Origin of the sequence: Caballeronia udeis (genome assembly GCF_001544555.2) — a bacterium.
Classification (GTDB): Bacteria; Pseudomonadota; Gammaproteobacteria; order Burkholderiales; family Burkholderiaceae; genus Caballeronia; species Caballeronia udeis.
In genome coordinates this window covers 66977-89935 of record NZ_FCOK02000002.1, presented here as the reverse complement: position 1 = coordinate 89935, position 22959 = coordinate 66977, and the positions used below count along the sequence as shown (strand labels likewise).

Below are 22959 nucleotides of genomic sequence, written 5' to 3'. Positions count from 1 at the left end.
CTGAAGCCGCGACGTCTTCCCCCTCTTGCCAGGTCGTCTTGAAGCAAGAGCCGCCAGGACGCCGTACCTCATTACTGTTACCCGGCACCGGCCGCACTCTCCACACGCTCCCATGCTCGACACACTCACTACACGGATGGCGCGCGTCGTCAAGACGCTGCGCGGCGAAGCCCGGCTCACCGAGGCCAACACGCAGGAAATGCTGCGCGAAGTACGCCTGGCGCTGCTCGAGGCCGACGTCGCGTTGCCGGTTGTGCGCGAATTTATCGCGAAGGTGAAGGAAAAAGCGCTCGGCGAGGAAGTGCTTTCCAGCCTGTCGCCGGGGCAGGCGCTTGTCGGCGTCGTGCAGCGCGAACTGACCGCAATCATTGGCGGGGATTACGAGGGTAAGGCCGTCGAGCTGAATCTCGCTGTCACACCGCCGGCAATCATCCTGATGGCCGGCCTGCAAGGCGCGGGTAAAACCACCACGTCGGGCAAGCTCGCCAAGCTGCTGCGCGAGAAGCACAAGAAAAAAGTGCTGACGGTGTCCGTCGACGTGTATCGTCCGGCCGCAATTCAGCAATTGAAAACGGTGACTGAACAAGTCGGCGCGGACTTTTTCCCGTCGGAGCCGGATCAGAAACCGGCGGATATCGCACGCGCGGCGGTGGACTGGGCGAAACGCCACTTCCATGACGTGCTGATCGTCGATACGGCCGGCCGGCTCGGTATCGACGAAGCGATGATGAAGGAAATCGCCGAGCTGCACGGCATCCTGAAGCCGGCGGAAACGCTGTTCGTGGTCGACGCCATGCTCGGCCAGGACGCGGTGAATACGGCGAAGGCGTTCAGCGACGCCCTGCCGCTGACCGGCGTGGTGCTGACCAAGCTGGACGGCGACTCGCGCGGCGGCGCGGCGCTGTCAGTGCGTCACGTGACCGGCAAGCCGATCAAGTTCGTGGGTGTCGCCGAAAAACTGGATGGGCTGGAAGTTTTCCACCCGGACCGGATGGCGAACCGGATTCTCGGCATGGGCGACATTCTCGCTTTGGTCGAGGAAGCACAGAAAGGCGTGGACGGCGCGGCCGCCCAAAAACTCGCCGATAAAGTCAAGAAAGGCGGCGATTTCGACCTGAACGACTTCCGCGCACAACTTTCGCAGATGAAGAAGATGGGCGGTTTGTCGTCGCTGATGGACAAGCTGCCGGCGCAGTTCCAGCAGGCCGCGGCAGGCGCGGACATGGGCATCGCCGAAAAACAGATGCGCCGCATGGAGGGCATTATCAACTCCATGACGCTGCTCGAACGCGCGAAACCCGATCTGATCAAGGCGCAACGCAAGCGCCGCATTGCAGCGGGTGCGGGTGTTCAGGTCCAGGAAGTCAACCGCATGCTGAATCAATACGAGCAGATGCGCGGCATGATGAAAAAGCTGAAGGGCGGCAATCTGCAGAAAATGATGCGCGGCATGAAGGGCATGATGCCGGGCATGCGTTGAAGCTTTGGTTTCGGTCTGATTCAGCTTGATTCGAATGACCCGCGTTCACTGAAGAACGCGGGTTTATCATGTGGCGCTTAGCGCCTCGTTTCCCCTATTTTTAGCTCTACACCCTCGCCGCCTGCCCTTATGAATCGCGAAGAAGCACTCCACATTTTCAGCCACTCCGAAGAGATCGTTTCGGCGCAAGACGTGACCGCGTCGATCGGAAGCATGGCGAAAGCCATTGGCGCAAGCACCGGCGAAGAGTTTCCACTCGTGCTGTCTGTCATGGGCGGCGCGGCGGTGTTCACCGGCATGCTGCTGCCGCACCTCGACTTTCCGCTCGAGTTCGACTACATCCACCTGACGCGGTATCGGAACACGACCAAGGGTGGCGACAAGATGGAATGGCGTGTGGCGCCGGCCGAGTCGGTGAAGGATCGTGTCGTGCTCGTGCTCGACGACATCCTGGATGAAGGCGAAACCATGGCCGCCATCCGCGACCGCATCATGGCCATGGGTGCGAAGAAATTCCTCTCGGCCGTGCTGTGCGAGAAGCTCATCAATAAATCGAAACCCTTGCGCCCGGACTTTTGCGGCTTCGAAGTGCCTGACCGGTACGTGTTCGGCTGCGGCATGGACGCGAAGGGATACTGGCGCAACCTGCCGACGATCCGGGCGCTGACGGAAGGCGCGTGAATTGTCGTGAGCGCTTGGCGTGAGCCTGAAGGCCGCGCAATTCGCTTTGATTTCAGTTCTGCCGAAGATAGAAAAGACCGCTTTCGACGTGAGTTGAAAAACGGCCAGACTGCTGACAAACCCTAAAATCCCCTAACCAGCTTCAGGGGATTTTTTGTTTAATAGCGTCATGCTGAAGAAGCCAACATCCGCTCAGTAAATGACGACCCAAAACAAAAAACCGCCCAGCAAGCTGGGCGGTTTTTTTATCAATTCTGGTCGGGGTGAGAGGATTCGAACCTCCGGCCTCTACGTCCCGAACGTAGCGCTCTACCAGGCTAAGCTACACCCCGAATGTTCACTCTGAGACGGTTCGTTTCCTTTTCAGGACTGTCTTGCCGTCGAGTAAGAACATAATTCTAGCAGGCTCTCTTTAAAAATGGAATCCGGAAACGAAGAAATCGCATTCGCTGCCGCCTGCGCTTCCTGCCGCGCGCATTTCAGCGTGTGATCGAGCGCGCCCGACTTCGTGATGGCTTCGAAGATGGTGTCGAACTTATCAGTGCTGCCTTGCTCGATCGCCTCACGCGCAAGCGCTGCCTGTTCGGCCGAGCCGTGCTCCATCAGATAAATCAGGGGCAGCGTGGGTTTGCCTTCGCGCAGATCGTCGCCGGCGTTTTTACCCATCGACTCCGCCGTGCCTGTGTAATCGAGCCAGTCGTCCATGATCTGAAACGCCGTGCCAATGCGCCGGCCAAATTCTGCCGCCGCTGCTTCCGTCCGGGCATCCGACCCCGACAAAACCGCACCCAGTTGTGCAGCCGCTTCGAAAAGCTTGGCCGTCTTGTAGCGGATCACCTGCATGTAACGCGCTTCGTCCACATCCGGGTCGTGCATGTTGAGCAACTGCAGGACTTCGCCTTCCGAGATCACGTTGGTCGCAACCGACAGGATCTCCATCACGCGCATCTTGCCCACGCCGACCATCATTTCGAAGGAACGCGAATACAAAAAGTCGCCGACGAGCACGCTCGCCGCATTGCCGAACAGCGCATTCGCGGTTTTCCGGCCGCGCCGGAGATCGGATTCGTCGACTACGTCATCGTGCAGCAACGTGGCTGTATGAATGAACTCGACGACAGCGGCCAGTTCGTGCCGGTGCCCGGTGGTGTCACCGAGCGCGCCTGCGACCAGCAGCAGCAACGCGGGCCGGAGCCGTTTGCCGCCGGCCCCTATGATGTACTCGGAAATCTGGTTGATCAGCATCACTTCGGACGCCAGGCGCTGCCGGATGACGCGATTGACCTGCTGCATGTCCTCGGCGATGGGCTCGAGCACGTTGGCGGCGTTTGGGGAGGAAATGGCAGTGGACGACATGATCGGCAATTAGGGTAGTGCCGCGAATTATAAGGCGAATCGGCCGATAGCCGCCTCTAAAGACGCCTCGGACGAATCGCGCAGGCCGCCGCGGCAAGCCTGACGCGCGGCGTCAGGCAGAAAAATCGCGATAATGGTGCGTGCGTGGTCCGTGTACGTTGCTCTGTCCGGGCGGCAGCCGCCTCGGTTTTCGCGATGCACAAGGGTTTTGACGGAGCGCCTAACTCTCTGTATAATCACGCGTTTTCGCGCACGGTGTGCGGAAAAATGAATTCAGATGAATTAAAGAGTGAGGTTCTCAATGTACGCGGTCATAAAAACCGGTGGCAAGCAGTATAAGGTTGCTGTCGGCGAAAAATTGAAAGTAGAACAGATACCGGCAGACATTGACGCTGAAATCACGCTCGACCAGGTTCTCGCAGTAGGCGAAGGTGAATCGATTCAGTTCGGTGCACCGCTGGTCAGTGGGGCTTCCGTCATAGCTACCGTCGTGTCCCAGGGTCGTCACAAGAAGGTCACGATCTTCAAGATGCGTCGCCGGAAGCACTACCAAAAGCACGCTGGCCATCGCCAGAACTACACCGAACTGCGTATCGACGCTATCAACGCCGCGTAAGCGTCGTCGAGTCGATTAAGCTAAACGGTCAAGGAGCTATTAAATGGCACACAAAAAAGCAGGCGGGTCATCCCGCAATGGTCGCGACTCTGAATCAAAGCGCCTCGGCGTGAAGGTTTACGGCGGCCAGGCTATCAATGCAGGCGGCATCATTGTTCGCCAGCGCGGTACGCGCATGCACCCGGGCGACAACGTCGGCATGGGCAAGGATCACACCTTGTTCGCGCTGACTGACGGCCACGTCACGTTTTCGACGAAGGGCGCAGCAAAGAAGCATCTGGTCAACGTCGTCCCGGCTGCCTAAGGTTCATCAAGGCACGGGCTTCAGGACCGGAAAGGGCCCCGCGAAGTTCGCGGGGCTTTTTTTATTGGGCGGCTTTTATTGGCCGTGTCCAAGCGGTGGCATATATCGAATGGCCTAGTGGCTGGCATCGGCTGGTCGCGGCAGAATAGTGTGTCGACTGGAGTTGGCGCTTCAGCGCCCTACTCCAGTCCCATGCAGAGCGGTCGACTGGAGTTGGCGCTGTCGACCAGAGTTTGCGCTTTAGCGCTTACTCCGGTCCCATGCGCCTTACTCCAGTCCCATGCAAAGTGAAACACGGGACGGAGCAACTCATGAAGTTCATTGACGAAGCGAGAATTGAAGTCATCGCCGGCGACGGAGGGGATGGCAGCGCGTCGATGCGGCGCGAGAAGTTCGTCCCCTTCGGCGGACCGGACGGCGGCGACGGCGGCCGGGGCGGCAGCGTGTACGCGGTCGCGGACCGCAACATCAACACGCTGATCGACTACCGGTACGCGAAGAAACACCAGGCGCGCAACGGCGAAAACGGCCGCGGCGCCGACTGCTACGGCAAGGGCGGCGACGACATCATCTTGCGCATGCCGGTCGGTACAATCATCGCGGACACGGAAACGGGCGAGTTGATCGCTGACCTGACCGAGCACAACCAGAGCGTGCTGATTGCGCACGGCGGAGCGGGCGGCCTTGGCAACCTGCACTTCAAGTCGAGTACGAACCGCGCGCCGCGCCAGAAGACGGAAGGCAAGCCAGGCGACCGGCGCATGCTGCGCCTCGAACTGAAAGTGCTCGCCGACGTCGGTCTGCTCGGCATGCCGAACGCGGGTAAATCCACGTTCATCACGGCGGTGTCGAATGCGCGGCCGAAAATTGCCGACTATCCATTCACCACGCTAGCGCCGAATCTCGGCGTGGTGCGCGTGGGACCGGAAAAGAGCTTCGTCATTGCCGACATTCCGGGCTTGATCGAAGGCGCGGCGGAAGGTGCGGGTCTGGGTCACCGGTTCCTGCGGCACTTGCAGCGCACGGGCGTGCTATTGCACCTTGTTGATCTGGCCCCGTTCGACGATGCAGTCGATCCCATTGTAGAGGCGCGCGCGATCGTCAACGAATTGCGCAAGTATGACGAAGCGTTGTATGAAAAGCCGCGCTGGCTCGTGCTGAACAAGCTCGACATGGTGCCGGAAGATGAGCGCAAATCGCGCGTGGCGGACTTCATCAAGCGTTACGAATGGGAGGGTCCGGTGTTCGAAATTTCGGCGCTGACGGGTCAGGGCTGCGAAAGCCTGACGTACGCCATTTTTGACTACATCTCGAAGAATTCGGATGCGTCGCGGGCGGCAGAAGCCGAAGATCTCGCCGCGGATGTCCGTTTCCGCGACGAACCCACCGCCGTGGCGCCGCAGCCGGCGCCGGAGATTGACGAAGACGAAGCGTAAAAGTTTGGCCCGTGGTTATCGAGGCAAATCCGAGGAGAAATGCGTCAGATGCGTTCCGTCATAGCCGCTTCGAAGCGACTCGTAGTGAAAGTGGGATCGAGCCTGGTAACCAACGACGGGCGTGGGCTCGACCACGCGGCCATCGCTCGTTGGGCCGCGCAGATTGCAGCGTTGCGCGGGCAAGGCAAGGAAGTCGTACTGGTCAGTTCCGGTGCGATTGCCGAGGGTATTCATCGGCTGGGCTGGACGAAGCGGCCGCGCGAAATTGACGAATTACAGGCCGCTGCGGCCGTTGGCCAGATGGGTTTGGCGCAGGTCTACGAAAGCAGTTTCGGCAAGCACGGCATGCGTACGGCGCAGATTCTCCTCACGCACGCCGATCTCGCCGACCGCGAACGCTACCTGAACGCGCGCTCAACGCTGCTCACCTTGCTGCGCCTGGGTTGCGTGCCGATCATCAATGAAAACGACACCGTCATTACCGACGAAATCAAGTTCGGCGACAACGACACGCTCGGCGCGCTGGTAGCGAATCTCATAGAAGGCGACGCGCTGATCATCCTCACCGACCAGCGCGGTCTGTTTACCGCGGATCCCCGTCACGACCCTACGGCCACGCTGGTTGAGCAGGCTGATGCGGGCACGCCGGAACTCGAAGCCATGGCGGGCGGCGCGGGTTCCAGCCTGGGGCGCGGCGGCATGCTGACCAAGATTCTCGCGGCGAAACGCGCGGCGCATAGCGGTGCGAATACGGTGATCGCGAGTGGGCGGGAGTCGGACGTCCTGACACGGCTGGCATCGGGCGAGATGATTGGTACGCAACTGATGGCGCGCACGGCTCGTATGGCCGCCCGCAAGCAATGGATGGCCGATCATTTGCAGGTGCGCGGGCACGTGGTTATCGACAACGGCGCGGTCGAAAAGCTCACCGAGGGCGGTAAAAGCCTGTTGCCGATCGGCGTGGTCGATGTTCACGGCGCGTTCGCGCGTGGCGAAGTGATCGCGTGCATGAATCCCGGCGGGCAGGAGGTGGCGCGCGGCATCACGAACTACAGCAGCTCCGAAGCGCGATTGATTCAGCGCCGGCCGAGCGGTGAAATTGAAACGGTGCTGGGGTATATGCTCGAACCCGAGTTGATCCATCGGGACAATCTGGTGCTGGCGTAAGCTACGCCGGGCGTGTCAAAACGAAAAAGCCGCCAAATTGGCGGCTTTTTCGCTTCTTTCCGGTCATATGCGTGAAAATATTGAAAAAATTCACTTTTTGAGCGCATCTGTTGACCAATATCTTCCGATAACCACAGCCTGCCGTGCGCGAGATCACCTGGCGCCAGAAACCCGGCCGCAACGCAACAAGGCTGCGCAAAAAAGCCTGCTGACCGTCAGGCGCAGCAGACTTTGCCAGGGGGCCGTTCGACTTAGTGATAGTTCGAAACCGCGGTCCGCTTCATCTGGATGTTCGACAAAATCTGCTTGGCCGACCCCGTCGGCAACTTGTTTGCGCAGAAATAATCCTGATACAGCGCTGCGCGATAGGCGTTCAAATTACCGTTTTCGATGCGTTGAAAATCGTTTTCGACCGTGCGGTCCCAGCCGTTCTGGTCCTCATTAATGCTCGCGTACAGGCGCCAGTTGTAGTTGTCGCAGCGAATGCCTTCGTAATTGACGTTGCGCGCGCCGGCCGGGCTTTTCACGACGACCGTGTAGCGGATGACACCGTCGGTCCCCACGCTGAGCGAGTTTTTATCGATGAAAAAAGATAGCGGCGTATTTTCCGACACCGTGAACGGCAGGAGATTCGCCTCCTGCGGCAGCGGAGGCAAGGCGTCGACCTTGTTTTCGGTCCAGTTCGGCTTGCGGTCCATGAGGTAGACGAACGCGCTGTCGTCCTTGTTGGTCGGCTTGGCGCTGCCGCAACCGGCGAGCACGGCAAGGGCTGCCGCAGATGCCGCGAACAATGCAATGGCTTTCAATTCTTGATTTCCCGAGGTTGATGCAGAAGCGACTGCAAATCGATCGTGCCGCGTGAAACGCGCGGCGATTGTCCCACCAGGGAACACGCCGGCATGTCATAACACGCAAGCCCAGCCTTCGACGCTGCACGAAAAAAAGCGGCGCGCGTTGCCGCACCGCCGCTTCGAATGACACACGTCCTAATCCCGCGAAGGACGTTGTGCGTAGATGTGCAGCTCTTCGGTCACCGAACATTCTGCCTGAATGACACTACCGTTAGCAGAAACGGCCGCGTCTTCCATAGTCATGCCCTGAATCACGCGCGGATACCGGTTGGCATGATGCGCCATACGTTCCGCGCGCTCAGCACGCACGACTGCGCGCCTCAGAAAGCGAGAAAGTTCCGTGAGCGCAAGCTGATATACATCCCGCTTGAACTCGATCACCGCGTCGAGCGGGACCCAATATTCGTTCCACCGCCAGGCATCGAATTCCGGATGATCAGTCGCACGCAAACAAATGTCACAGTCGCGGCCTACCATGCGCAACAAAAACCAGATCTGTTTCTGTCCGCGATAATGTCCGCGCACCTCGCGCTTGATGAACTTGTCCGGCACCTCATAACGCAGCCAGTCGCGGGTTCGACCCACGACCTTCACGTGCTCCGGAAGCAAGCCGGTTTCTTCGTGTAACTCCCGATACATCGCTTGCACGGGGGTCTCACCATATTTGATGCCCCCTTGCGGAAACTGCCAGGAATGTTCACGTAGCCGCTTGCCCCAAAACACTTCGTTGTGCGCGTTCAAGAGGATGATGCCGACGTTCGGGCGAAAGCCTTCACGATCCAGCATACAACCACCTTCGAATCCTTTAAAATTGCTTTGATTATAAACAGATAACGGGCCTGGCGCACCGGCACGAACCCGAATCGGGGTTCGTTTCGCTTGGGTGCCGGGGCGGGCGGCGAACGCCTTACCGCATCGCTGTCCCGTCGTTCACTCGTTCCGCACGTTCTGCATGTCCGCAGGTTTGGGCCGAAAACCCATTCAATCGACGCGCTCCCGCATTGGAAAATTTTTGAATGAAAGCATCCCGTTTCTTTATTGGCACCCTGAAGGAAGCTCCCACCGACGCGGAAATCGTCAGCCACCAACTCATGATGCGTGCGGGCATGATTCGCCGTGTGGCGGGCGGTATCTATAGTTATCTGCCTATCGGCCTGCGCTCCATCCGCAAGGTGGAGGCAATCGTGCGTGAAGAAATGAACCGGGCCGGCGCACTCGAATTGTTGATGCCCGCCGTGCAGCCGGCCGAACTCTGGCAGGAATCGGCGCGCTGGGAACAGTACGGCCCCGAACTGCTGCGCATCAAGGATCGTCATGACCGCGATTTCGTGATTGGACCGACGCACGAAGAAGTGGTGACCGACATCGCGCGGCGTGAGATCAAGAGTTATCGGCAGTTACCGGTCAATTTCTACCAGATCCAGACCAAGTTCCGCGATGAAATCCGCCCGCGTTTCGGCGTGATGCGCGGGCGCGAGTTCATCATGAAGGACGCGTATTCCTTCGACCGCGATCAGGCGGGCCTCGCCGAGTCGTACAAGAAAATGTTCGATGCCTATGTGCGTGTGTTCACCCGCATCGGCCTGGAATTCCGTGCGGTCGCGGCCGATAACGGCTCGATCGGCGGCAGCGGCTCGCATGAATTTCACGTGATTGCCGACACCGGCGAAGACGCAATCGCGTATTGCCCGACCTCGGATTACGCGGCAAACGTGGAAGCCGCAGACGCGCTGCCGCTGAACGCCACGCGTCCGGCGCCTGCGGAGGAGATGAAGAAGACGGCCACGCCGGGTAAGGCGAAATGCGAGGCTGTCGCTGAACTGCTGGACATTCCGCTGCAACGGACGATCAAGTCGATCATCCTCGCGACGGAAAACGAAGGCGCCGAGCCGACCATCTGGCTATTGATGCTGCGCGGCGACCATTCGCTGAACGACATCAAGGCGAACAAGCAGCCGGGTCTGGCGGGTTATCGCTTTGCTACCGAAGCTGAAATCATAGATACCTTCGGCACGCCGCCCGGCTATCTCGGCCCGATCAACACGAAGAAGCCGATCAAGGTGATCGCTGACCGTACGGTCGCGAACATGAGCGACTTCGTGGTCGGCGCAAACGAAGTGGACTATCACATCACCGGCGTGAACTGGGGCCGCGACCTGCCGGAACCGGTCGTGGCGGACATCCGTAACGTGCTGGCGGGTGACCCGTCGCCGGACGGCAAGGGCACGCTGGAAATTTGCCGCGGCATTGAAGTGGGCCACGTGTTCCAGCTTGGCACCAAGTATTCGGATGCCATGGGCGCGTCGTTCCTCGATGAAAACGGCAAGCCTGCACCCATGCAGATGGGCTGCTACGGGATCGGTATCACGCGGATCCTGGGCGCGGCGATTGAACAGAATTTCGACGCCAAGGGCATTATCTGGCCGGAATCGATTGCACCGTTCGAAGTCGTCTTGTGCCCGATGGGTTATGACCGCAGCGACGCGGTTCGCGAACAAGCCGACAAGCTCTACGCGGCGCTGCAGGCAGCGGGTATTGACGTGGTCCTGGACGATCGTGGCGAGCGCCCGGGCGTGATGTTCGCGGATTGGGAACTGATCGGCGTGCCGCATCGGCTGGTGATTGGTGACCGTGGGCTAAAGGAAGGCAAGCTCGAGTACCAGGCGCGACGCGACGCCGAAGCCTCGTTGCTGCCGCTGGACGACGCGGCGAACGTGGTGATCGAGAAGGTGCGCGCCGCACTGGCCCGTGGAGTGGCTCAGTAACGTGCAGTACAACTTCCTCTCGGCGACGGTGCTGCTTATTCTGATCACCGACCCGCTTGGCAATATCCCGATCTTCATCAATGCGTTGCGTGGTGTAGCGAAGGAACGCCGGCGGGTCGTGATCTTGCGCGAAGTAGCCATCGCCTTCGGGATTTTGCTGTTGTTCATGCTGGTCGGCGACCGCTTTCTTCGCGCGATGAGCCTGACGGATTTGTCGTTGCGGCTAGGTGGCGGGATCGTGCTGTTCCTGATCGCGCTGCGGATGATCTTTCCGCATCCCGACGGCCCTATGGGCGGTGATTCACGCGGTGGCGAACCGCTGATCGTGCCGTTGGCAATTCCCGCGCTCGCCGGTCCGTCGGCGCTGGCGACGGTGATGCTGCTGACATCGCAAGCGCCCGGGCAGATGTGGGAATGGATCGGAGCACTAACCGTCACCATGATGGTCTGCGCGGTCGTGCTAGTGCTGGCCGAGAAGATCCAGCATTGGCTCGGCGAGCGGGCGGTCACGGCGTTCGAACGGCTGATGGGGTTAGTGCTGGTCGCGATATCGGTGGAAATGATACTGACCGGAATACGGACCTTCGTGCATCAGTTGGCCACAAGCGGCTGAATGTGATGCCTTTGCGTTGAACGTCTGGCGTAGTGGGGGCGGCACTGAGTCTGCCCCCTGCCACTCGAAATACCATCATCAAGCGCGACGAAAACGGCGCGTAGGACTGCGGATGGAAATCGAGGGGCGAGAGCAATTGTGAACTGCGAACGCATGTCTGCCACGTGCTTATTAGCGAGGCGGAATGCATGAAAATATGTGATCCGTGTCACTGTCCGCCAAGCTGCGGGTGGACATACTCATAAGCCTCTCAGTTCTGGCGAGTCCTCGGATAAGCCAGAGGCTTTGCGCCGACTCGACGAGTCGGCTTTTTTTAGAGCCTGTTGCATCATCCGGCTGCCGCTCATCCGGCGGCTAGTCTCTCTAACGCAATGCGATCGCGAACGCGGGTCTGCCGGCCTTCTTTCATGATTACGCCACGATGTTCCAGAGATTTCAGCACGCGAGAAACGGTTTCCCGACTGACTTTCGCCATTGCCCCGATAGTCGCGTGTGTTGGAAGATCGGCCAGGGGCGAATCATCTATTTCAGTGTTTTTGATTGCCGACATGATGACCCCGGCTATTCGGGTGTCCGCGCGGGGCAGTCCCTTCTCCGCGTGATGTTGGAGATAATCCTGGATCTCTTGAGCCATAGACCGGCTCAATGCGCGCAACACCTCGGGCTCATCGAACAACTGCCGGGCATTGGCTCGGCTTAGAAGGGCCACCGTGCTCTTCTTGACCGCTGCGACACTTCCCAGAATGGGTAGGTCGCAAAGAATCGCTGGTCCTCCTACCGATTGCCCCGGATTGACCGCGTGTATCGGAACTTCGATTCCGTTTTCGGAAAGAGCGGAGAAGCGTAACTGTCCCGATAACACCAGGATGAGCGGCGATCCTGGATCGCCCTGATGGCAGATGTAAGTGCCGGACCTAAATTCGGTGATACGAGCCAGCTCAATTCCCCGGTTGACAACATCGTCGCTAGCTCCGGAAAACAGTGTTTGATTTTTCATGATCGTCTGTTTTTATCCGCACTCATTCACTAGCTGTGTCCGCAGCTAGTGGTGCTCTTGCCAGCGAACCCGACGCGGTCGTATTCGCTGTTTGTATACCAACTGACGTTGCGCAATTCACTTGTATTACGAATTGCACGGTCACCCAGTGGGTAGAGTCCCTGCTTGCACAGCACGAGCATTTGCCCGTCCTGGCCGTCGTCCTTTTGCATCTGTGTCCTACAATCCCGCCGCAATCCCTTTCTTTGCCAAGTGTCCATGCCGCCCTTGTCTTGTTCCGTCGAGACCGCCCGCCTCGAATTGGCACAAGATGCAGCAACCGCTAAGTTCATATTTTAAAAAGTAAATATTTACTTAAATATTACTCACACCAACCAACGAGAAATTTTTGTAATATTTGAATGTTTTTGTAAGGATATGTTAGATATTGTAAAATCTATTAAGCGTACGCCTATACCGTGCGTCTCACAAAGCAGAAATAGTCTGCGTGTTGCCTCACGAAACTGAAACAGTCTGCATGCGAAGAAACGCTTGGGGCTTGGTGAGCCTTCGTGCTAGCGGATCCTGCTCCCGCCGTGGCGCGTGTTGTATGGCGTCGGGGATAAGGCGTCCGCTGGTCACAGACGAATTCGCCGGCAATCCAGCGCCCGACATCGACGCCCAACGCACGGTATTCAGGTATGTATTTGACAGACTGCTTTCGGAGAGGCCGGAAGAGTGCGTAAGCATCGACGCATGTTGCCGGCTTTCATCAAGGGCGTCCACGCACGTCTCCCCGAAGCGCGGATTACCTTCCATAAGCTCAACGTCGTCGCTCACGCCACGACCCGTCGCTGTCGGCTAGTGTGGCCGCCCATCATCGCAACGAAGCCGGCTTGGGCCATAGCCACGGCAACCGGAAACGTTTTCTTCGGCATGAGTCGCCATTCGCTCAGACGGGTGCGCACTTGAGCAATGACCGTTTTCACCGAACACCAAACCAGCTTTCCCTTGATTTCTCCGGTGCGCTTGTTCACCCGCGAGCCCATTGTGAACCGCTTACGCACGCGCTCGAACAGCGCCACGCCGTTAGTCGGTTAAATATCCTTACCATAACCATTCATCGACGTGACGGTCAGCCGTCCGATACTGCGACGAGCCGCGTCTATACCCCGCTTACAGCACACAGCGAGTCGACCGAGCGCTTGAATAAAGCCCTCCACGTTGCCGCGCTGACCTGCGTCTCCCCCACCCAATGCGGCCTTCATTGTCGGCCCCTCGAGCCAGCACCCATAAATTTCTGAGGCCCGCGTGCTCCGGCGCATTCGGCAGCCGGCCCAGTTCGCCCCACATCGCCGGGCATTTTGCGACGCCAAACAGGGCTGCCCGACATGCCGGGACACTCGAGTCACAACCTGGAACAAGGCCAATCAAGCAGGGTTGCGTAAGCACTACCTTCGACGTACCTATGCATCTATGATGCTGGACTGCGGGTAGATATTGTCGACGTGCAGCGTGTCGACGTGCAGCGTCCACTGGGACATACCCAGCTCAAAACCACGGCCATCTACCCAAAAGCTTCTCGGCCTTTACTCATTCACCTAACCTGATGTCCGACCCACGCACTCAACAGCCCAACAACCCCCTCGGTTTTATCCAGGCGTTTCGCGGCGTGGCCGCCCTGATGGTCGTGCTTTATCACGGCAGCCGCTTCATCAGCCCGTACGGCACGGGGGTCGGCGATCTGCTGTTCGGTGCAGCGGGTTCAATGGGCGTGGTGTTGTTCTTCATTGTGAGCGGCTTCATCATGGTCCACACGACCGCGCGCTCGGACGGTTCAGCGCGATACGTCGTGCAATTCCTGATCAAACGGTTTTCCCGGGTCTGGCCCGTCTACGCGGTCGCGTCGGTAACGTTCGTTTTTGTGGTGCTCAATGGCACCGAATTTCTGCGCGGTCACGGTCACATCCGGCAACTGATCTGTACCCTGCTCTTCGTACCTACCGGCGACGGCGTTTCGCCGGATTTCGGCTTCCCCGTGCCATCTGTCGGATGGACGCTGAACTATGAAATGTACTTCTACACAGTGTTCGCCCTGTCAATGCTGTTCGGACGGGCACGATGGCTCGTTCTCGCTACATGGCTGTGCGTAACGCTGCTCCTGGTGCCTTATTTGCATGGCAACGTCACACTCGATACTTACACTGACTACGGGTTCCGCCATGCGTACCTGAAGCTGATGACATCGCCGATCGTCTGGCAGTTTGCGGCGGGCGTCATGATCGGGCTGATCTATCGCTCGCCTATCGCGATCCGTGACAAAGCAGCCCTGAATCTGCTGATGTTCGTATCGGTGTCGTTCGTCGCCTGGCAATATATGTCCCGCTTCCGGCTCGGACACGGCGTCGCCGAGTGGGGTTTGTCGCTGATTCCGGCAATGCTCGTCTTCGTGCTCGCCAGCAAACGGTTAGCCCTGCTCACGCCTGTCGCGCTGACGTACCTGGGCGATATATCGTTTTCTTTGTACCTGTGGCACCCGCTGGTGCAGGAAGGGCTTCCCATACCCTTTTCCAGCATGGGACACGGCGATCTGACCAACGGCTTTTCATTCCTGTTCCTGACGACGGCAGTATCCATTGTCGTTGCAGTAATGTCTCACCGACTGCTTGAGCGAGGGTTGGCCGAGCAGGTGAAGAAACTGTTGTTGCGCTATTTGTCTGACACTTGTTTCGCCAAACGTGTGCGCTTCAGCACAACTCGCCCATCCCGCATGCGATAAATTACGTTGCAATGGCGAGGCAATTAGCCACGCGCCATTCCCTAATTCATCGTGAAGCTATATGGCAGCCGGGTCCAACCCAAACAGAAAGACCACGCGGCGTAAAAGGCCTGACTCGAAGCTATGGATTGCGGAGTGGACCATAGAGCCGACGATGCTGCCGGATCACGTTCACGTGTCCTTCGGCTTGAGCAAGCAGTGCGCCGACGGCACGGACCGATCAACCACGCGGCGTTTCCTCTTGCATCGCAACCGTGCGAGCCAGTTGATTATCGAATTGCAAGACGCGCTGGCAGATTCCACCTCAATTGAAGGTCTCGAAGAACATATCGCGTCAGCACCGCGAAAGGTGACGCAGCAGCCGGCGTCGAACGCTGTTCGCACCGATACGGAAGAAGACATAGAAGCTGTGTCCAATCACTTCGCACTGGGCATATACGGACTGGTCGGCAACTAACCGCCCTCCTTCTGCTATTCAGGGCACGCAAGCCGCTGCGCGTCCTGCGTGCCCTGATTAACCGCCGCTTTAATGAAAGCCGGTCGGCGACGTGCTGTCGCTCATGGCAGTCGCCACCTGCGCAGGTGGGACAAACCACTTCGCCATATCGTATAGATCGTCGGCGGTCAAAGAGCCCACTGCGTGCCTCAATTGCAGATCGGCTATCAGATACTGATAGCGCGCACGCGCCAGATCGCGCTTCGATTGGAACAATTGCTGCTCAGCAGTCAGCACGTCGAGGTTGGTGCGTACACCTGCCTGAACGCTCTTCTTGGTGGCCGCAATCAACAACGTCGCCGACGCCGATGCCCGTTGCAATGCGTCAATTCTGGCGAGACTGCTGACGCACAGGTTGTACTGCTTTCTGACGTCCAGCAGTACCTTGTTCGTCTTGTCTTCCAGTTCGTACTGCGCACGTTCGTAGTTCGCGCCCGCCTGGTCCGTACTCGCTTTCACAAGGCCGCCAGAATACAAAGGAATAGTGATTTCAATGCCGATCGATTTCGTCAGATAACGTTGCCCGATGGTGTCGAGCGAATCCGACTGGTTCCTGCCGAGACTGGCGACCACGTCAACGCGCGGCAGAAAACCAGCGCGCGCGATTTCCCGCTGTTGCCGTGCCGCCTCAACCGAGTGACGTCCCGCGATCAGCTCGGCGTTGCCGTCGAGCGCCATGTCGCGCCACTGGTCGAAGCTCGCGGGCGCCGGCATGACGGCCCGATAGGCGTCGCTTAGCCGGTCCAGTCCATCAACGTCGAGTGAGGCGGGCAACCCCGTAACAGCCTCCAGCGCATGCGCGGCGTTATCGAGATTGTCACGCGCATCTTCAAGATCTGCCTCGGCGAGCGCGGCCTTCGAGCGTGTTTCCAGAATGTCCGTGCGTGTGCCCTGCCCATTGGCGAACATCGACTCGTTGCCGCGCAACTGTTCGTCGAAAGCTGTCTTTTGTGCTGAAGCCAGTGCGACCTGATCCAACGCAAAGATCGTGTCCGTGTAAGCGCTCAGCACGCGCACAAGCAGATCCTCACTGTTGTCCGTGAAGGTCGCATCGCTCGCCAGCGCCTGCGCCTTGCCGTAGCGATATCGCGCCAGACCTTCATAGTTCAGGAGCGGCTGACGCAACGAAACACCCTCGGTATAGGCCCGATATTGCTGGGTCAACCCGCCTGGACCGCCATCTGGTTGTCCAACAAGTGAAGTGCGCGTCCAGTCACGATAGTTCGCGTAATTCGCCGACACGGACGGCAACAGATACGAGCGGCCAATCGCGCGATTCGCCTCGCCGGCATCGCGCTCCTTCTTGGCGGCTGCATACACCGGATCACGACTGAGCGCCGCTTCATAGGCATCTGCCAGTCCGAACGCGTGAGCTGGAGTAACCACGCAGGAGCCTATGACGACTGACATCGCGGCGCAGATTGCGCGCAGGCGGATCCTGCCAGTCATCGGCACACAGTCAATAGCCCTTCCTACCGCATTGCGCGCATGCTTCTCTCTTGATACTCGCACGTCAATCCTCCGAGAACGCGCTATGAGCACGATCGAAGATTGGTTTCAGGAGATAGCTGAGCATTGAGCGTTCGCCCGACTTGACGAAGATTTCGACTGGCATGCCCGGTTTGACGTTGAGATGTTCCAGAAGCTTCATGCCCTTCGGCGCGACCTGGACGCGCACCCGATAGTACGGCGCACCCGTACGTTCATTGACCAGTCGATCCGCGGAGACAAACGACAGCGTCCCCGGGATTCGCGGCGTCTTGTTCTGGTTGTACGCGGTAAACATCATGTCTACGGGCATGCCGTCTTGTACCTTGTCCACCAACTCAACCGGTAGTTCGCCTTCTACCTCCAGCGGCGCGCCGCTAGGCACCACCTCCATCAGCTTCGCGCCGGCTCCGACAACCCCACCGTTCGTAAAGACATTCACGCCCACTACCGTGCCGTCGACCGGCGACCGGACTTCAGCGTTTGCAACTTCGAATTCCAATCCGTTCAGGCGACTTTGCAATGCATCGGTATCGCGCTGCACTTCGGTGAGTTGCGTGCGCACATCTTTCAAGTAGTCTTCCTGCTGCTGTGCCTGGCGCAAGCGCGATTCAGCGATCTGGCTGCTCAACTGCCCTGCAATTCCAACCTGGTTGGAAATTTCCCCGTTAAGCCGCGCGTCTTCCCGCTCAAGATCCTGCAATTTCGCACGCGGCATATAACCTTCGCCCGCAAGCGCCCGCATACCCGTGAGTTGTTCATCAAGCGTCTTCTGCTCCGAGCGCTTGTCGATCTGCGAGTCTTTGGTGCTCGCCAACTGCGCGCCATACCCAATGCTCGCCTGACGCAGCGCTTCCAGTGACGCCTGCAGCGCGCGCCGCCGCGAAATAAGCAACTGCTCCTGCAGATTGACGTCGTCCTCGACCCGCTGGTCGTGAGCCGCAATAGGCTTCATGAGTTCGGGAGGAAACGTGATGGTCTTGGCGTTCGTCGCCTCGGCAATCAGGCGCGCCTTCACGGCAAGCTCTGTCAGGTACTGCGCGCGAGTCGATTCTTCCTGCGAGCGTGCCTGCACTGAATTCATCCGGACAAGCACTTGGCCGGCCTTGACCTGGTCGCCATCGTTCACCAGGATCTCCTGGATAATGCCGCCGGTCGGATCCTGAATCTGCTTGCGGCTGCCCGTCACAACGACCGTCCCTTGCAACGGTACGCCTTTGCTAAGCGGTGCAAACGCGGCCCAGAGCAGCGAGCCGACCACACCGACCAGAACAATGATCCAGCCGATTCTGACGAAACGGGATTCGTTGGTATCGAGTACCGGGGGCAGTGCAGTGCCGAATATCTCGACTGCAGGCACACCCGCCTTGTGGCTTGTGGAATTGCGCATAAAAGCTCTTCGAGTCAGGTCGTTGTTTCTAGAGGCTCTGAGGCCGAATCTTGCGAGGGGTTGGCTGGTGCGGTGCCTGCTGGTTGTGCCTGTGCCGGGGCGGTCGACAGCGCCGCGAGTACTTGTGCCGTGGGCCCGAAGAGTCTCACTTGCCCTTCAACCAGCAACAGCAGCTTCGTGGTCGCCGAGAGGATGCTGCTCCTGTGGGTGATCACCACCACGGTCTTGCCCGCAGCGCGCAGGCAGTTGATCGCGTGGGTTAACGCGGCTTCGCCGGTTTCGTCGAGGTTGGAGTTAGGCTCGTCCAGGACGATCAGCGACGGGCTGCCATACAGTGCGCGCGCAAGGCCAATGCGCTGCTTCTGGCCGCCAGAAAGCCCGGCGCCGCGGTCGCCCACAAGCGTGTCGTAACCCTGCGGTAAACGCAGGATCATTTCGTGAACCCCGGCGAGCGTCGCGGCTTCAATGACCTGCTGTGAATCGATCTGGCCGAAGCGCGCAATGTTCTCTGCGATGGAACCGCCGAACAGTTCGATGTCCTGAGGCAAATAGCCGATGAACGGACCCAACTGGTCCCTGTCCCACTGGTAAATGTCTGCCCCGTCAAGCCGCACCTTGCCGATTGCGGCCGGCCACACGCCCACCATCACCCGGGCAAGCGTCGACTTGCCCGAAGCGCTGGGACCGATCACGCCAACCACGTCTCCCTGTTCGATGGCGAATGTCAGGCCGTTCAACACCGGCACGCGCCCGCCTGGGGGAGCTGCGCTCACCGCCTCCAGTGCAAGCCGGCCAGTTGGCGGCGGAAGGCTCATACCGATACGGCGAGCAGGATTGGCGTCGAGCAAATCCACGAGCCGGTCATAGGCGCTCCGTGCACCGCTCCACTGCCGCCATACAGAAATGACGAGTTCGAGAGGACTCAGCGCACGGCCCATGAGAATGGAACCAGCGATCATCATTCCTGGGGAGACCTTGCCGTCGATGGCGAGTAACGCGCCCACGCCGAGTACAAGCGACTGCAGCGCGACCCGCACGAACTTGGTGACGTTACCGACCATTGCCGCTTTTTCGCTTGCTTCTGCCTGCCGCGCAAGAAAGCCCGAATTGAGCACCGACCAGCGTGCCATCAGATTCGGCAGCATTCCCATTGCTTCGATTACCTCAGCATTTCGCAGATTGCTGGTGGCGAGCGTGGTTGATCGAATCGAGAGCGTGGTCGCTTCTGCGAGAGGCCGCCGCGAGACGCGTTCGTTGAGGATGGCGAGTGCGAGAAGCACAACTGAACCGGCGAGAGCAAAAAGGCCGAGCCACACGTTAAACAGGAATATGACAAACAGGTACACAGGGAACCAGGGAGCATCAAAGAATGCGAACAACGCATTGCCCGTCACGAACTGGCGAATCGTCGTCAAGTCGTTAAGAGACTGGCCGGCGTTGCTCCCTTGCTGCTTGAGATTGGTTTCGAATGCGGCCGTGTAGACCCGCGCATTCAAATGCATATCGAGCTTTGCGCCAATCCGAATGACGATAAAGCTGCGCACATATTCAAGCGCCGCGGACAAGCCGCACATGCCTAACATCATCAACGTCAGCATGGCGAGCGTAATGCCGTTACGGCTTGGCAGCACCCGGTCATAGACCTGGAGCATGTAAAGCGATGGCACGAGCATGAGGAGGTTGATAAGCAGGCTGAAGACAGCGATCGTGCGGAACACACGTCTGTACCCCAATAAAGCCTGAACTATCTCGTTCGATGGTAGTTTGGATTTCTTGTTCATCGCGTTCCAGTGCCTGAGTCGCCCGGAGGTGCATGCAACCCATTTCGCATGACCTGCTCTCCGTTCTTTCGAGTTGCCGGCGATGCCGCCACCGGTGACGGCGCAATTCTGATCGAACGACGGACCTTAAAATGTGACGACCGTCACAACCATTCGAACAAACACACTAGATACTTCGGGGCTTCTGCGGACACCCCAATTCCTTTAATCAATGATCGAGAAACACATCATTGGACCCCACGAGATTGCTTTGGGAAGCCGAGCACTGCTCACGCCACTCGCTGGCCTCGGGCAGTACGCGGCGCATCTCGCGCGGGCGTTTGTCGATCGCAGCCATCAGGTCCGGCTGTTTTATGGCACGCATTGGTCGTCGTCGATCGCGGCGGGCAAATTTGAACAAGGTGAATCATGACGAGCGCGGTACTCAACTCACTGATTGCGCGTGTGAAGGCAGATTCTGCTGCGCACGAGCCGCGCAAGAACTACGACGAAGCGCCGCCTGCTCCCGTTGCACATCATTTGCTGCTGGCCACCACGCCCATGCTGTCATCTGCTTCCGCTCACCCGGGCACTGCAGATATAGGGCTGTTTCTCGAAGACCACGGCGATGAATTCGTCAAGACGTCTTACCGCTTTCTGCTCGGTCGCGAGCCGGACGCAAAAGGGGTCGCGATCTACGTTGGGCAGATATCGCGCGGTGCGACCCGTCTGGGCATCGCTGCAAAAATCCGTCTGTCCAAAGAAGGGCGGCGCGTCGGCGTACGCGTACGCGGCCTCGGCTTGCCGATGATGCTCATCGCAGCCGACAGCGTCCTGCGTCGAAGCGGACTCGGTGTGCTGACGTCGATCGCGCTGCGACGTCTGGAGGCACGCGCGGTACGCCGTGCCGCTCCGTTTGTGCGGCATCGGGCCGTTGAACGGATGCTCGCAGCGTGGCATCCCCCTCTCGAACGCATCGCCGGCATGGTTCCGCGTCATGAGCACGAGCTTGCGGTGTTATCCCAGCACTTAAGCGATCTTCAGGAGATCGTAACGCCGGTGCCACCCGTACCGCCTGAAGTCATCGACTCTTACTATCTCGCATTCGAAGACGCCAATCGTGGCTCACAGGAAAGCGTGATGGCCAAGCTTGCCGTCTACGACAACTGGTTCGCCTCGCTGATGAAGGCACGTGTGCAGTCGTTGTACGCTGTCGTCGACATTGGCTGCGGCCGCGGCGAATGGCTTTCGTATGTGACGCGGAAGGGTTTTGACGCCGTGGGCGTTGATATGAACAGTGTGATGGTCAACGTTTGCCTGCAGCGCGGTTTCGACGCGCAATGCACCGACGCACTGTCGTTCCTGCGTAGCTTGCCGACAGGTTCCGTTACCGCGGTCACAGGCTTTCACGTCATTGAACACGTACCGTTCGACTACTTGTTTGCGCTCGTCGCCGAAAGCTATCGAGTGCTTGCTGAAGGCGGCGCGGTGTTGTTCGAAACACCGAACCCGGAGAACGTGCTGGTCGGTAGCCACACGTTCTATCACGACTTCACGCACCGTCATCCGATCACCCCGACGGCGATCTCGTTCCTGCTCAAGCATCAGGGTTTCAAGGACATTGACATCATTCGCAGCAGTCCGTACCCGGACGAAGCCAAGGTTCCCGGCAACGATCCGCTCACCGAGCGCGTCAACGGGCACCTCTGCGGTCCGCAGGATTTTGCGGTGACGGGTTTTAAAAATCGCACAGAGGAATCACGCACTTGAAGATCCTCGTCACGGCCAACCTCGTGCCGTTTATCGAAGGGGGCGCTGAACTCCACATTGCAGGCGTCGTGCGCGCGTTGCAGGATGCGGGTCACAACGTCCAGCTTCTGCGCCTGCCGTTCCGCTTTTCTCCTGAAGCCGACATCACGCGCGCGATGGCGCACGCGAGTTCGTTGGATCTGGTGCAGCCAAACGGCATCTCCATCGATCAGATCATCAGCTTGCAATTTCCAGGCTACGGGATTGCTCATCCGGATCACCGCGTCTGGGTGATGCATCAGCACCGGGCTGTGTACGAGCTATACGATGCCGCTAAAGCGCCGCCCGCGCTTACTGAGCTACGTAAGCAAGTGATTGCGTTTGATCGCGCGGCGCTTTCGCGCGCCAACATGGTCTTCGCAAATTCGCAGCGCGTGGCCGAGCGGCTGCGGCTCTTCAACGGCATTGAGTCGACACCGCTCTATCACCCCCCCGCGGGCGTCGAGACTTTTCGCTGCGCGCCCGCATTGCCCTACGTGTTCTTCCCGAGCCGGCTCGAAACATTGAAACGGCAGCATCTGCTCATTGAGGCGGCGCGCCTTATGCGCTCCAAGCTCAAGATCATCCTGGCGGGCGATGGCGGCCAGCGCGACGCACTCAGTGCGCTCGTTGACCGCTACGGCGTACGCGAGCGGGTGGCGTTTATCGGACACATCAGCGAAGAAGAAAAGCGCGCCTTCTATGCGAACGCGCTCGCCGTCGTGTTTCCCCCTTTCGACGAAGATTACGGCTACATCACGCTTGAAGCGATGCTCTCATCCAAGGCGGTCTTGACCTGCACCGATTCGGGCGGCCCGCTCGAATTCGTTCGCCATGAAGACACCGGCTGGATTGAAGAGCCCGACGCCCTTGCGCTTGCCACCCGCCTCGATTGGATCGCCGCACATCCGAAAGAAGTCGCCGACGCCGGCTTGCGAGGGCGCGAGGCATACCTTCGCGCAGATATCTCGTGGAGCCGCGTCGCCGACGCGCTAGTCCAACGTCTCAACTAG

At 59.1% G+C, this 22959-nt stretch carries 21 protein-coding genes and 1 tRNA gene; 13 read left to right on the top strand and 9 right to left on the bottom strand.

Features of this window, described 5'->3' with window-relative positions; all coding sequences use genetic code 11:
• Positions 1 to 112: 112 nt before the first annotated feature.
• Together ffh and AWB69_RS01925 are read left to right on the top strand one after the other, a co-directional pair.
• A complete protein-coding gene (gene ffh / locus AWB69_RS01930; protein WP_062081532.1) occupies positions 113 to 1480 on the top strand; it encodes a signal recognition particle protein in 1368 nt (455 codons plus the stop codon).
• 129 nt (positions 1481 to 1609) lie between these two features.
• On the top strand, positions 1610 to 2161 hold the full coding sequence (locus AWB69_RS01925) for a hypoxanthine-guanine phosphoribosyltransferase (protein WP_062081531.1): 552 nt from the start codon (positions 1610 to 1612) through the stop codon (positions 2159 to 2161).
• A gap of 255 nt (positions 2162 to 2416) precedes the next feature.
• On the opposite strand, the gene AWB69_RS01920 is transcribed toward AWB69_RS01925, so the two are convergent.
• Together AWB69_RS01920 and AWB69_RS01915 are read right to left on the bottom strand one after the other, a co-directional pair.
• Positions 2417 to 2493, bottom strand: a tRNA-Pro gene (locus tag AWB69_RS01920).
• Positions 2494 to 2524: 31 nt separating this feature from the next.
• Positions 2525 to 3517, bottom strand: coding sequence for a polyprenyl synthetase family protein (locus tag AWB69_RS01915; RefSeq protein ID WP_062081529.1), 993 nt, complete (start codon positions 3515 to 3517; stop codon positions 2525 to 2527).
• A 301-nt stretch (positions 3518 to 3818) separates the two neighbouring features.
• On the opposite strand from AWB69_RS01915, the gene rplU reads away from it, so the two are divergent.
• From rplU to proB, 4 genes are all read left to right on the top strand, one after another.
• Positions 3819 to 4133 carry a 50S ribosomal protein L21 gene (gene rplU / locus AWB69_RS01910; RefSeq protein ID WP_031360733.1) on the top strand — a complete coding sequence of 105 codons (315 nt, stop codon included), beginning with the start codon at positions 3819 to 3821 and terminating at the stop codon, positions 4131 to 4133.
• 43 nt (positions 4134 to 4176) lie between these two features.
• Positions 4177 to 4437 (top strand): 50S ribosomal protein L27, encoded by a 261-nt coding sequence (gene rpmA / locus AWB69_RS01905; RefSeq protein WP_031360734.1) that lies wholly within the window; start codon positions 4177 to 4179, stop codon positions 4435 to 4437.
• Between the two features lie 311 nt (positions 4438 to 4748).
• Complete coding sequence (gene cgtA / locus AWB69_RS01900; RefSeq protein WP_062081527.1) at positions 4749 to 5873, top strand: Obg family GTPase CgtA; 1125 nt, start codon at positions 4749 to 4751, stop codon at positions 5871 to 5873.
• Between the two features lie 48 nt (positions 5874 to 5921).
• A complete protein-coding gene (gene proB, locus AWB69_RS01895; protein ID WP_062081944.1) occupies positions 5922 to 7040 on the top strand; it encodes a glutamate 5-kinase in 1119 nt (372 codons plus the stop codon).
• A gap of 251 nt (positions 7041 to 7291) precedes the next feature.
• On the opposite strand, the gene AWB69_RS01885 is transcribed toward proB, so the two are convergent.
• The gene (locus AWB69_RS01885; RefSeq protein WP_062081522.1) at positions 7292 to 7846 is read right to left on the bottom strand and encodes a CNP1-like family protein; all 555 of its coding nucleotides are present in this window, start codon (positions 7844 to 7846) and stop codon (positions 7292 to 7294) included.
• Between the two features lie 180 nt (positions 7847 to 8026).
• Complete coding sequence (locus tag AWB69_RS01880) at positions 8027 to 8677, bottom strand: RNA pyrophosphohydrolase (RefSeq protein ID WP_062081520.1); 651 nt, start codon at positions 8675 to 8677, stop codon at positions 8027 to 8029.
• Between the two features lie 230 nt (positions 8678 to 8907).
• Here AWB69_RS01880 and AWB69_RS01875 point away from each other — a divergent pair, with 230 nt between their 5' ends.
• Together AWB69_RS01875 and AWB69_RS01870 are read left to right on the top strand one after the other, a co-directional pair.
• A complete protein-coding gene (locus AWB69_RS01875) occupies positions 8908 to 10656 on the top strand; it encodes a proline--tRNA ligase (RefSeq protein WP_062081517.1) in 1749 nt (582 codons plus the stop codon).
• 1 nt (position 10657) lies between these two features.
• The gene (locus AWB69_RS01870; RefSeq protein WP_062081515.1) at positions 10658 to 11269 is read left to right on the top strand and encodes a MarC family protein; all 612 of its coding nucleotides are present in this window, start codon (positions 10658 to 10660) and stop codon (positions 11267 to 11269) included.
• Between the two features lie 343 nt (positions 11270 to 11612).
• Here AWB69_RS01870 and AWB69_RS01865 read toward each other — a convergent pair whose 3' ends face one another.
• A complete protein-coding gene (locus AWB69_RS01865) occupies positions 11613 to 12266 on the bottom strand; it encodes a Crp/Fnr family transcriptional regulator (protein ID WP_062081513.1) in 654 nt (217 codons plus the stop codon).
• A gap of 815 nt (positions 12267 to 13081) precedes the next feature.
• Positions 13082 to 13330 (bottom strand): hypothetical protein, encoded by a 249-nt coding sequence (locus tag AWB69_RS01855; protein WP_062081508.1) that lies wholly within the window; start codon positions 13328 to 13330, stop codon positions 13082 to 13084.
• A gap of 524 nt (positions 13331 to 13854) precedes the next feature.
• Between AWB69_RS01855 and AWB69_RS01850 the strand changes: the two genes are divergently transcribed.
• Together AWB69_RS01850 and AWB69_RS01845 are read left to right on the top strand one after the other, a co-directional pair.
• Complete coding sequence (locus AWB69_RS01850) at positions 13855 to 15024, top strand: acyltransferase family protein (RefSeq protein ID WP_082913229.1); 1170 nt, start codon at positions 13855 to 13857, stop codon at positions 15022 to 15024.
• Positions 15025 to 15178: 154 nt separating this feature from the next.
• A complete protein-coding gene (locus tag AWB69_RS01845; RefSeq protein WP_062081506.1) occupies positions 15179 to 15481 on the top strand; it encodes a hypothetical protein in 303 nt (100 codons plus the stop codon).
• Positions 15482 to 15550: 69 nt separating this feature from the next.
• Here the strand turns inward: AWB69_RS01845 and AWB69_RS01840 are convergent, their stop codons facing one another.
• From AWB69_RS01840 to AWB69_RS01830, 3 genes are all read right to left on the bottom strand, one after another.
• Positions 15551 to 16906, bottom strand: coding sequence for a TolC family outer membrane protein (locus AWB69_RS01840; RefSeq protein ID WP_231936952.1), 1356 nt, complete (start codon positions 16904 to 16906; stop codon positions 15551 to 15553).
• Positions 16907 to 17033: 127 nt separating this feature from the next.
• Entirely contained in the window at positions 17034 to 18398 is a 1365-nt protein-coding gene (locus tag AWB69_RS01835) for an HlyD family type I secretion periplasmic adaptor subunit (protein ID WP_062081504.1), read from the bottom strand.
• Between the two features lie 14 nt (positions 18399 to 18412).
• The gene (locus AWB69_RS01830) at positions 18413 to 20179 is read right to left on the bottom strand and encodes a type I secretion system permease/ATPase (RefSeq protein ID WP_062081502.1); all 1767 of its coding nucleotides are present in this window, start codon (positions 20177 to 20179) and stop codon (positions 18413 to 18415) included.
• 250 nt (positions 20180 to 20429) lie between these two features.
• On the opposite strand from AWB69_RS01830, the gene AWB69_RS01825 reads away from it, so the two are divergent.
• From AWB69_RS01825 to AWB69_RS01815, 3 genes are read left to right on the top strand one after another with little or no spacing between them, the layout of a single operon-like run.
• Positions 20430 to 20591, top strand: coding sequence for a hypothetical protein (locus AWB69_RS01825; RefSeq protein ID WP_197500151.1), 162 nt, complete (start codon positions 20430 to 20432; stop codon positions 20589 to 20591).
• On the top strand, positions 20588 to 21928 hold the full coding sequence (locus tag AWB69_RS01820; RefSeq protein WP_062081498.1) for a methyltransferase domain-containing protein: 1341 nt from the start codon (positions 20588 to 20590) through the stop codon (positions 21926 to 21928). The genes AWB69_RS01825 and AWB69_RS01820 overlap by 4 nt, the downstream gene beginning before the upstream one ends.
• Entirely contained in the window at positions 21925 to 22959 is a 1035-nt protein-coding gene (locus AWB69_RS01815) for a glycosyltransferase family 4 protein (protein ID WP_062081496.1), read from the top strand. The genes AWB69_RS01820 and AWB69_RS01815 overlap by 4 nt, the downstream gene beginning before the upstream one ends.

Bases quoted from the DNA above. Each gene is read 5' to 3' on its own strand.
- ffh (WP_062081532.1), top strand. From the start codon at position 113: ATGCTCGACACACTCACTACACGGATGGCGCGCGTCGTCAAGACGCTG.
- AWB69_RS01925 (WP_062081531.1), top strand. From the start codon at position 1,610: ATGAATCGCGAAGAAGCACTCCACATTTTCAGCCACTCCGAAGAGATC.
- AWB69_RS01915 (WP_062081529.1), bottom strand. From the start codon at position 3,517: ATGTCGTCCACTGCCATTTCCTCCCCAAACGCCGCCAACGTGCTCGAG.
- rplU (WP_031360733.1), top strand. From the start codon at position 3,819: ATGTACGCGGTCATAAAAACCGGTGGCAAGCAGTATAAGGTTGCTGTC.
- rpmA (WP_031360734.1), top strand. From the start codon at position 4,177: ATGGCACACAAAAAAGCAGGCGGGTCATCCCGCAATGGTCGCGACTCT.
- cgtA (WP_062081527.1), top strand. From the start codon at position 4,749: ATGAAGTTCATTGACGAAGCGAGAATTGAAGTCATCGCCGGCGACGGA.
- proB (WP_062081944.1), top strand. From the start codon at position 5,922: ATGCGTTCCGTCATAGCCGCTTCGAAGCGACTCGTAGTGAAAGTGGGA.
- AWB69_RS01880 (WP_062081520.1), bottom strand. From the start codon at position 8,677: ATGCTGGATCGTGAAGGCTTTCGCCCGAACGTCGGCATCATCCTCTTG.
- AWB69_RS01875 (WP_062081517.1), top strand. From the start codon at position 8,908: ATGAAAGCATCCCGTTTCTTTATTGGCACCCTGAAGGAAGCTCCCACC.
- AWB69_RS01865 (WP_062081513.1), bottom strand. From the start codon at position 12,266: ATGAAAAATCAAACACTGTTTTCCGGAGCTAGCGACGATGTTGTCAAC.
- AWB69_RS01850 (WP_082913229.1), top strand. From the start codon at position 13,855: ATGTCCGACCCACGCACTCAACAGCCCAACAACCCCCTCGGTTTTATC.
- AWB69_RS01845 (WP_062081506.1), top strand. From the start codon at position 15,179: ATGCTGCCGGATCACGTTCACGTGTCCTTCGGCTTGAGCAAGCAGTGC.
- AWB69_RS01835 (WP_062081504.1), bottom strand. From the start codon at position 18,398: ATGCGCAATTCCACAAGCCACAAGGCGGGTGTGCCTGCAGTCGAGATA.
- AWB69_RS01830 (WP_062081502.1), bottom strand. From the start codon at position 20,179: ATGAACAAGAAATCCAAACTACCATCGAACGAGATAGTTCAGGCTTTA.
- AWB69_RS01820 (WP_062081498.1), top strand. From the start codon at position 20,588: ATGACGAGCGCGGTACTCAACTCACTGATTGCGCGTGTGAAGGCAGAT.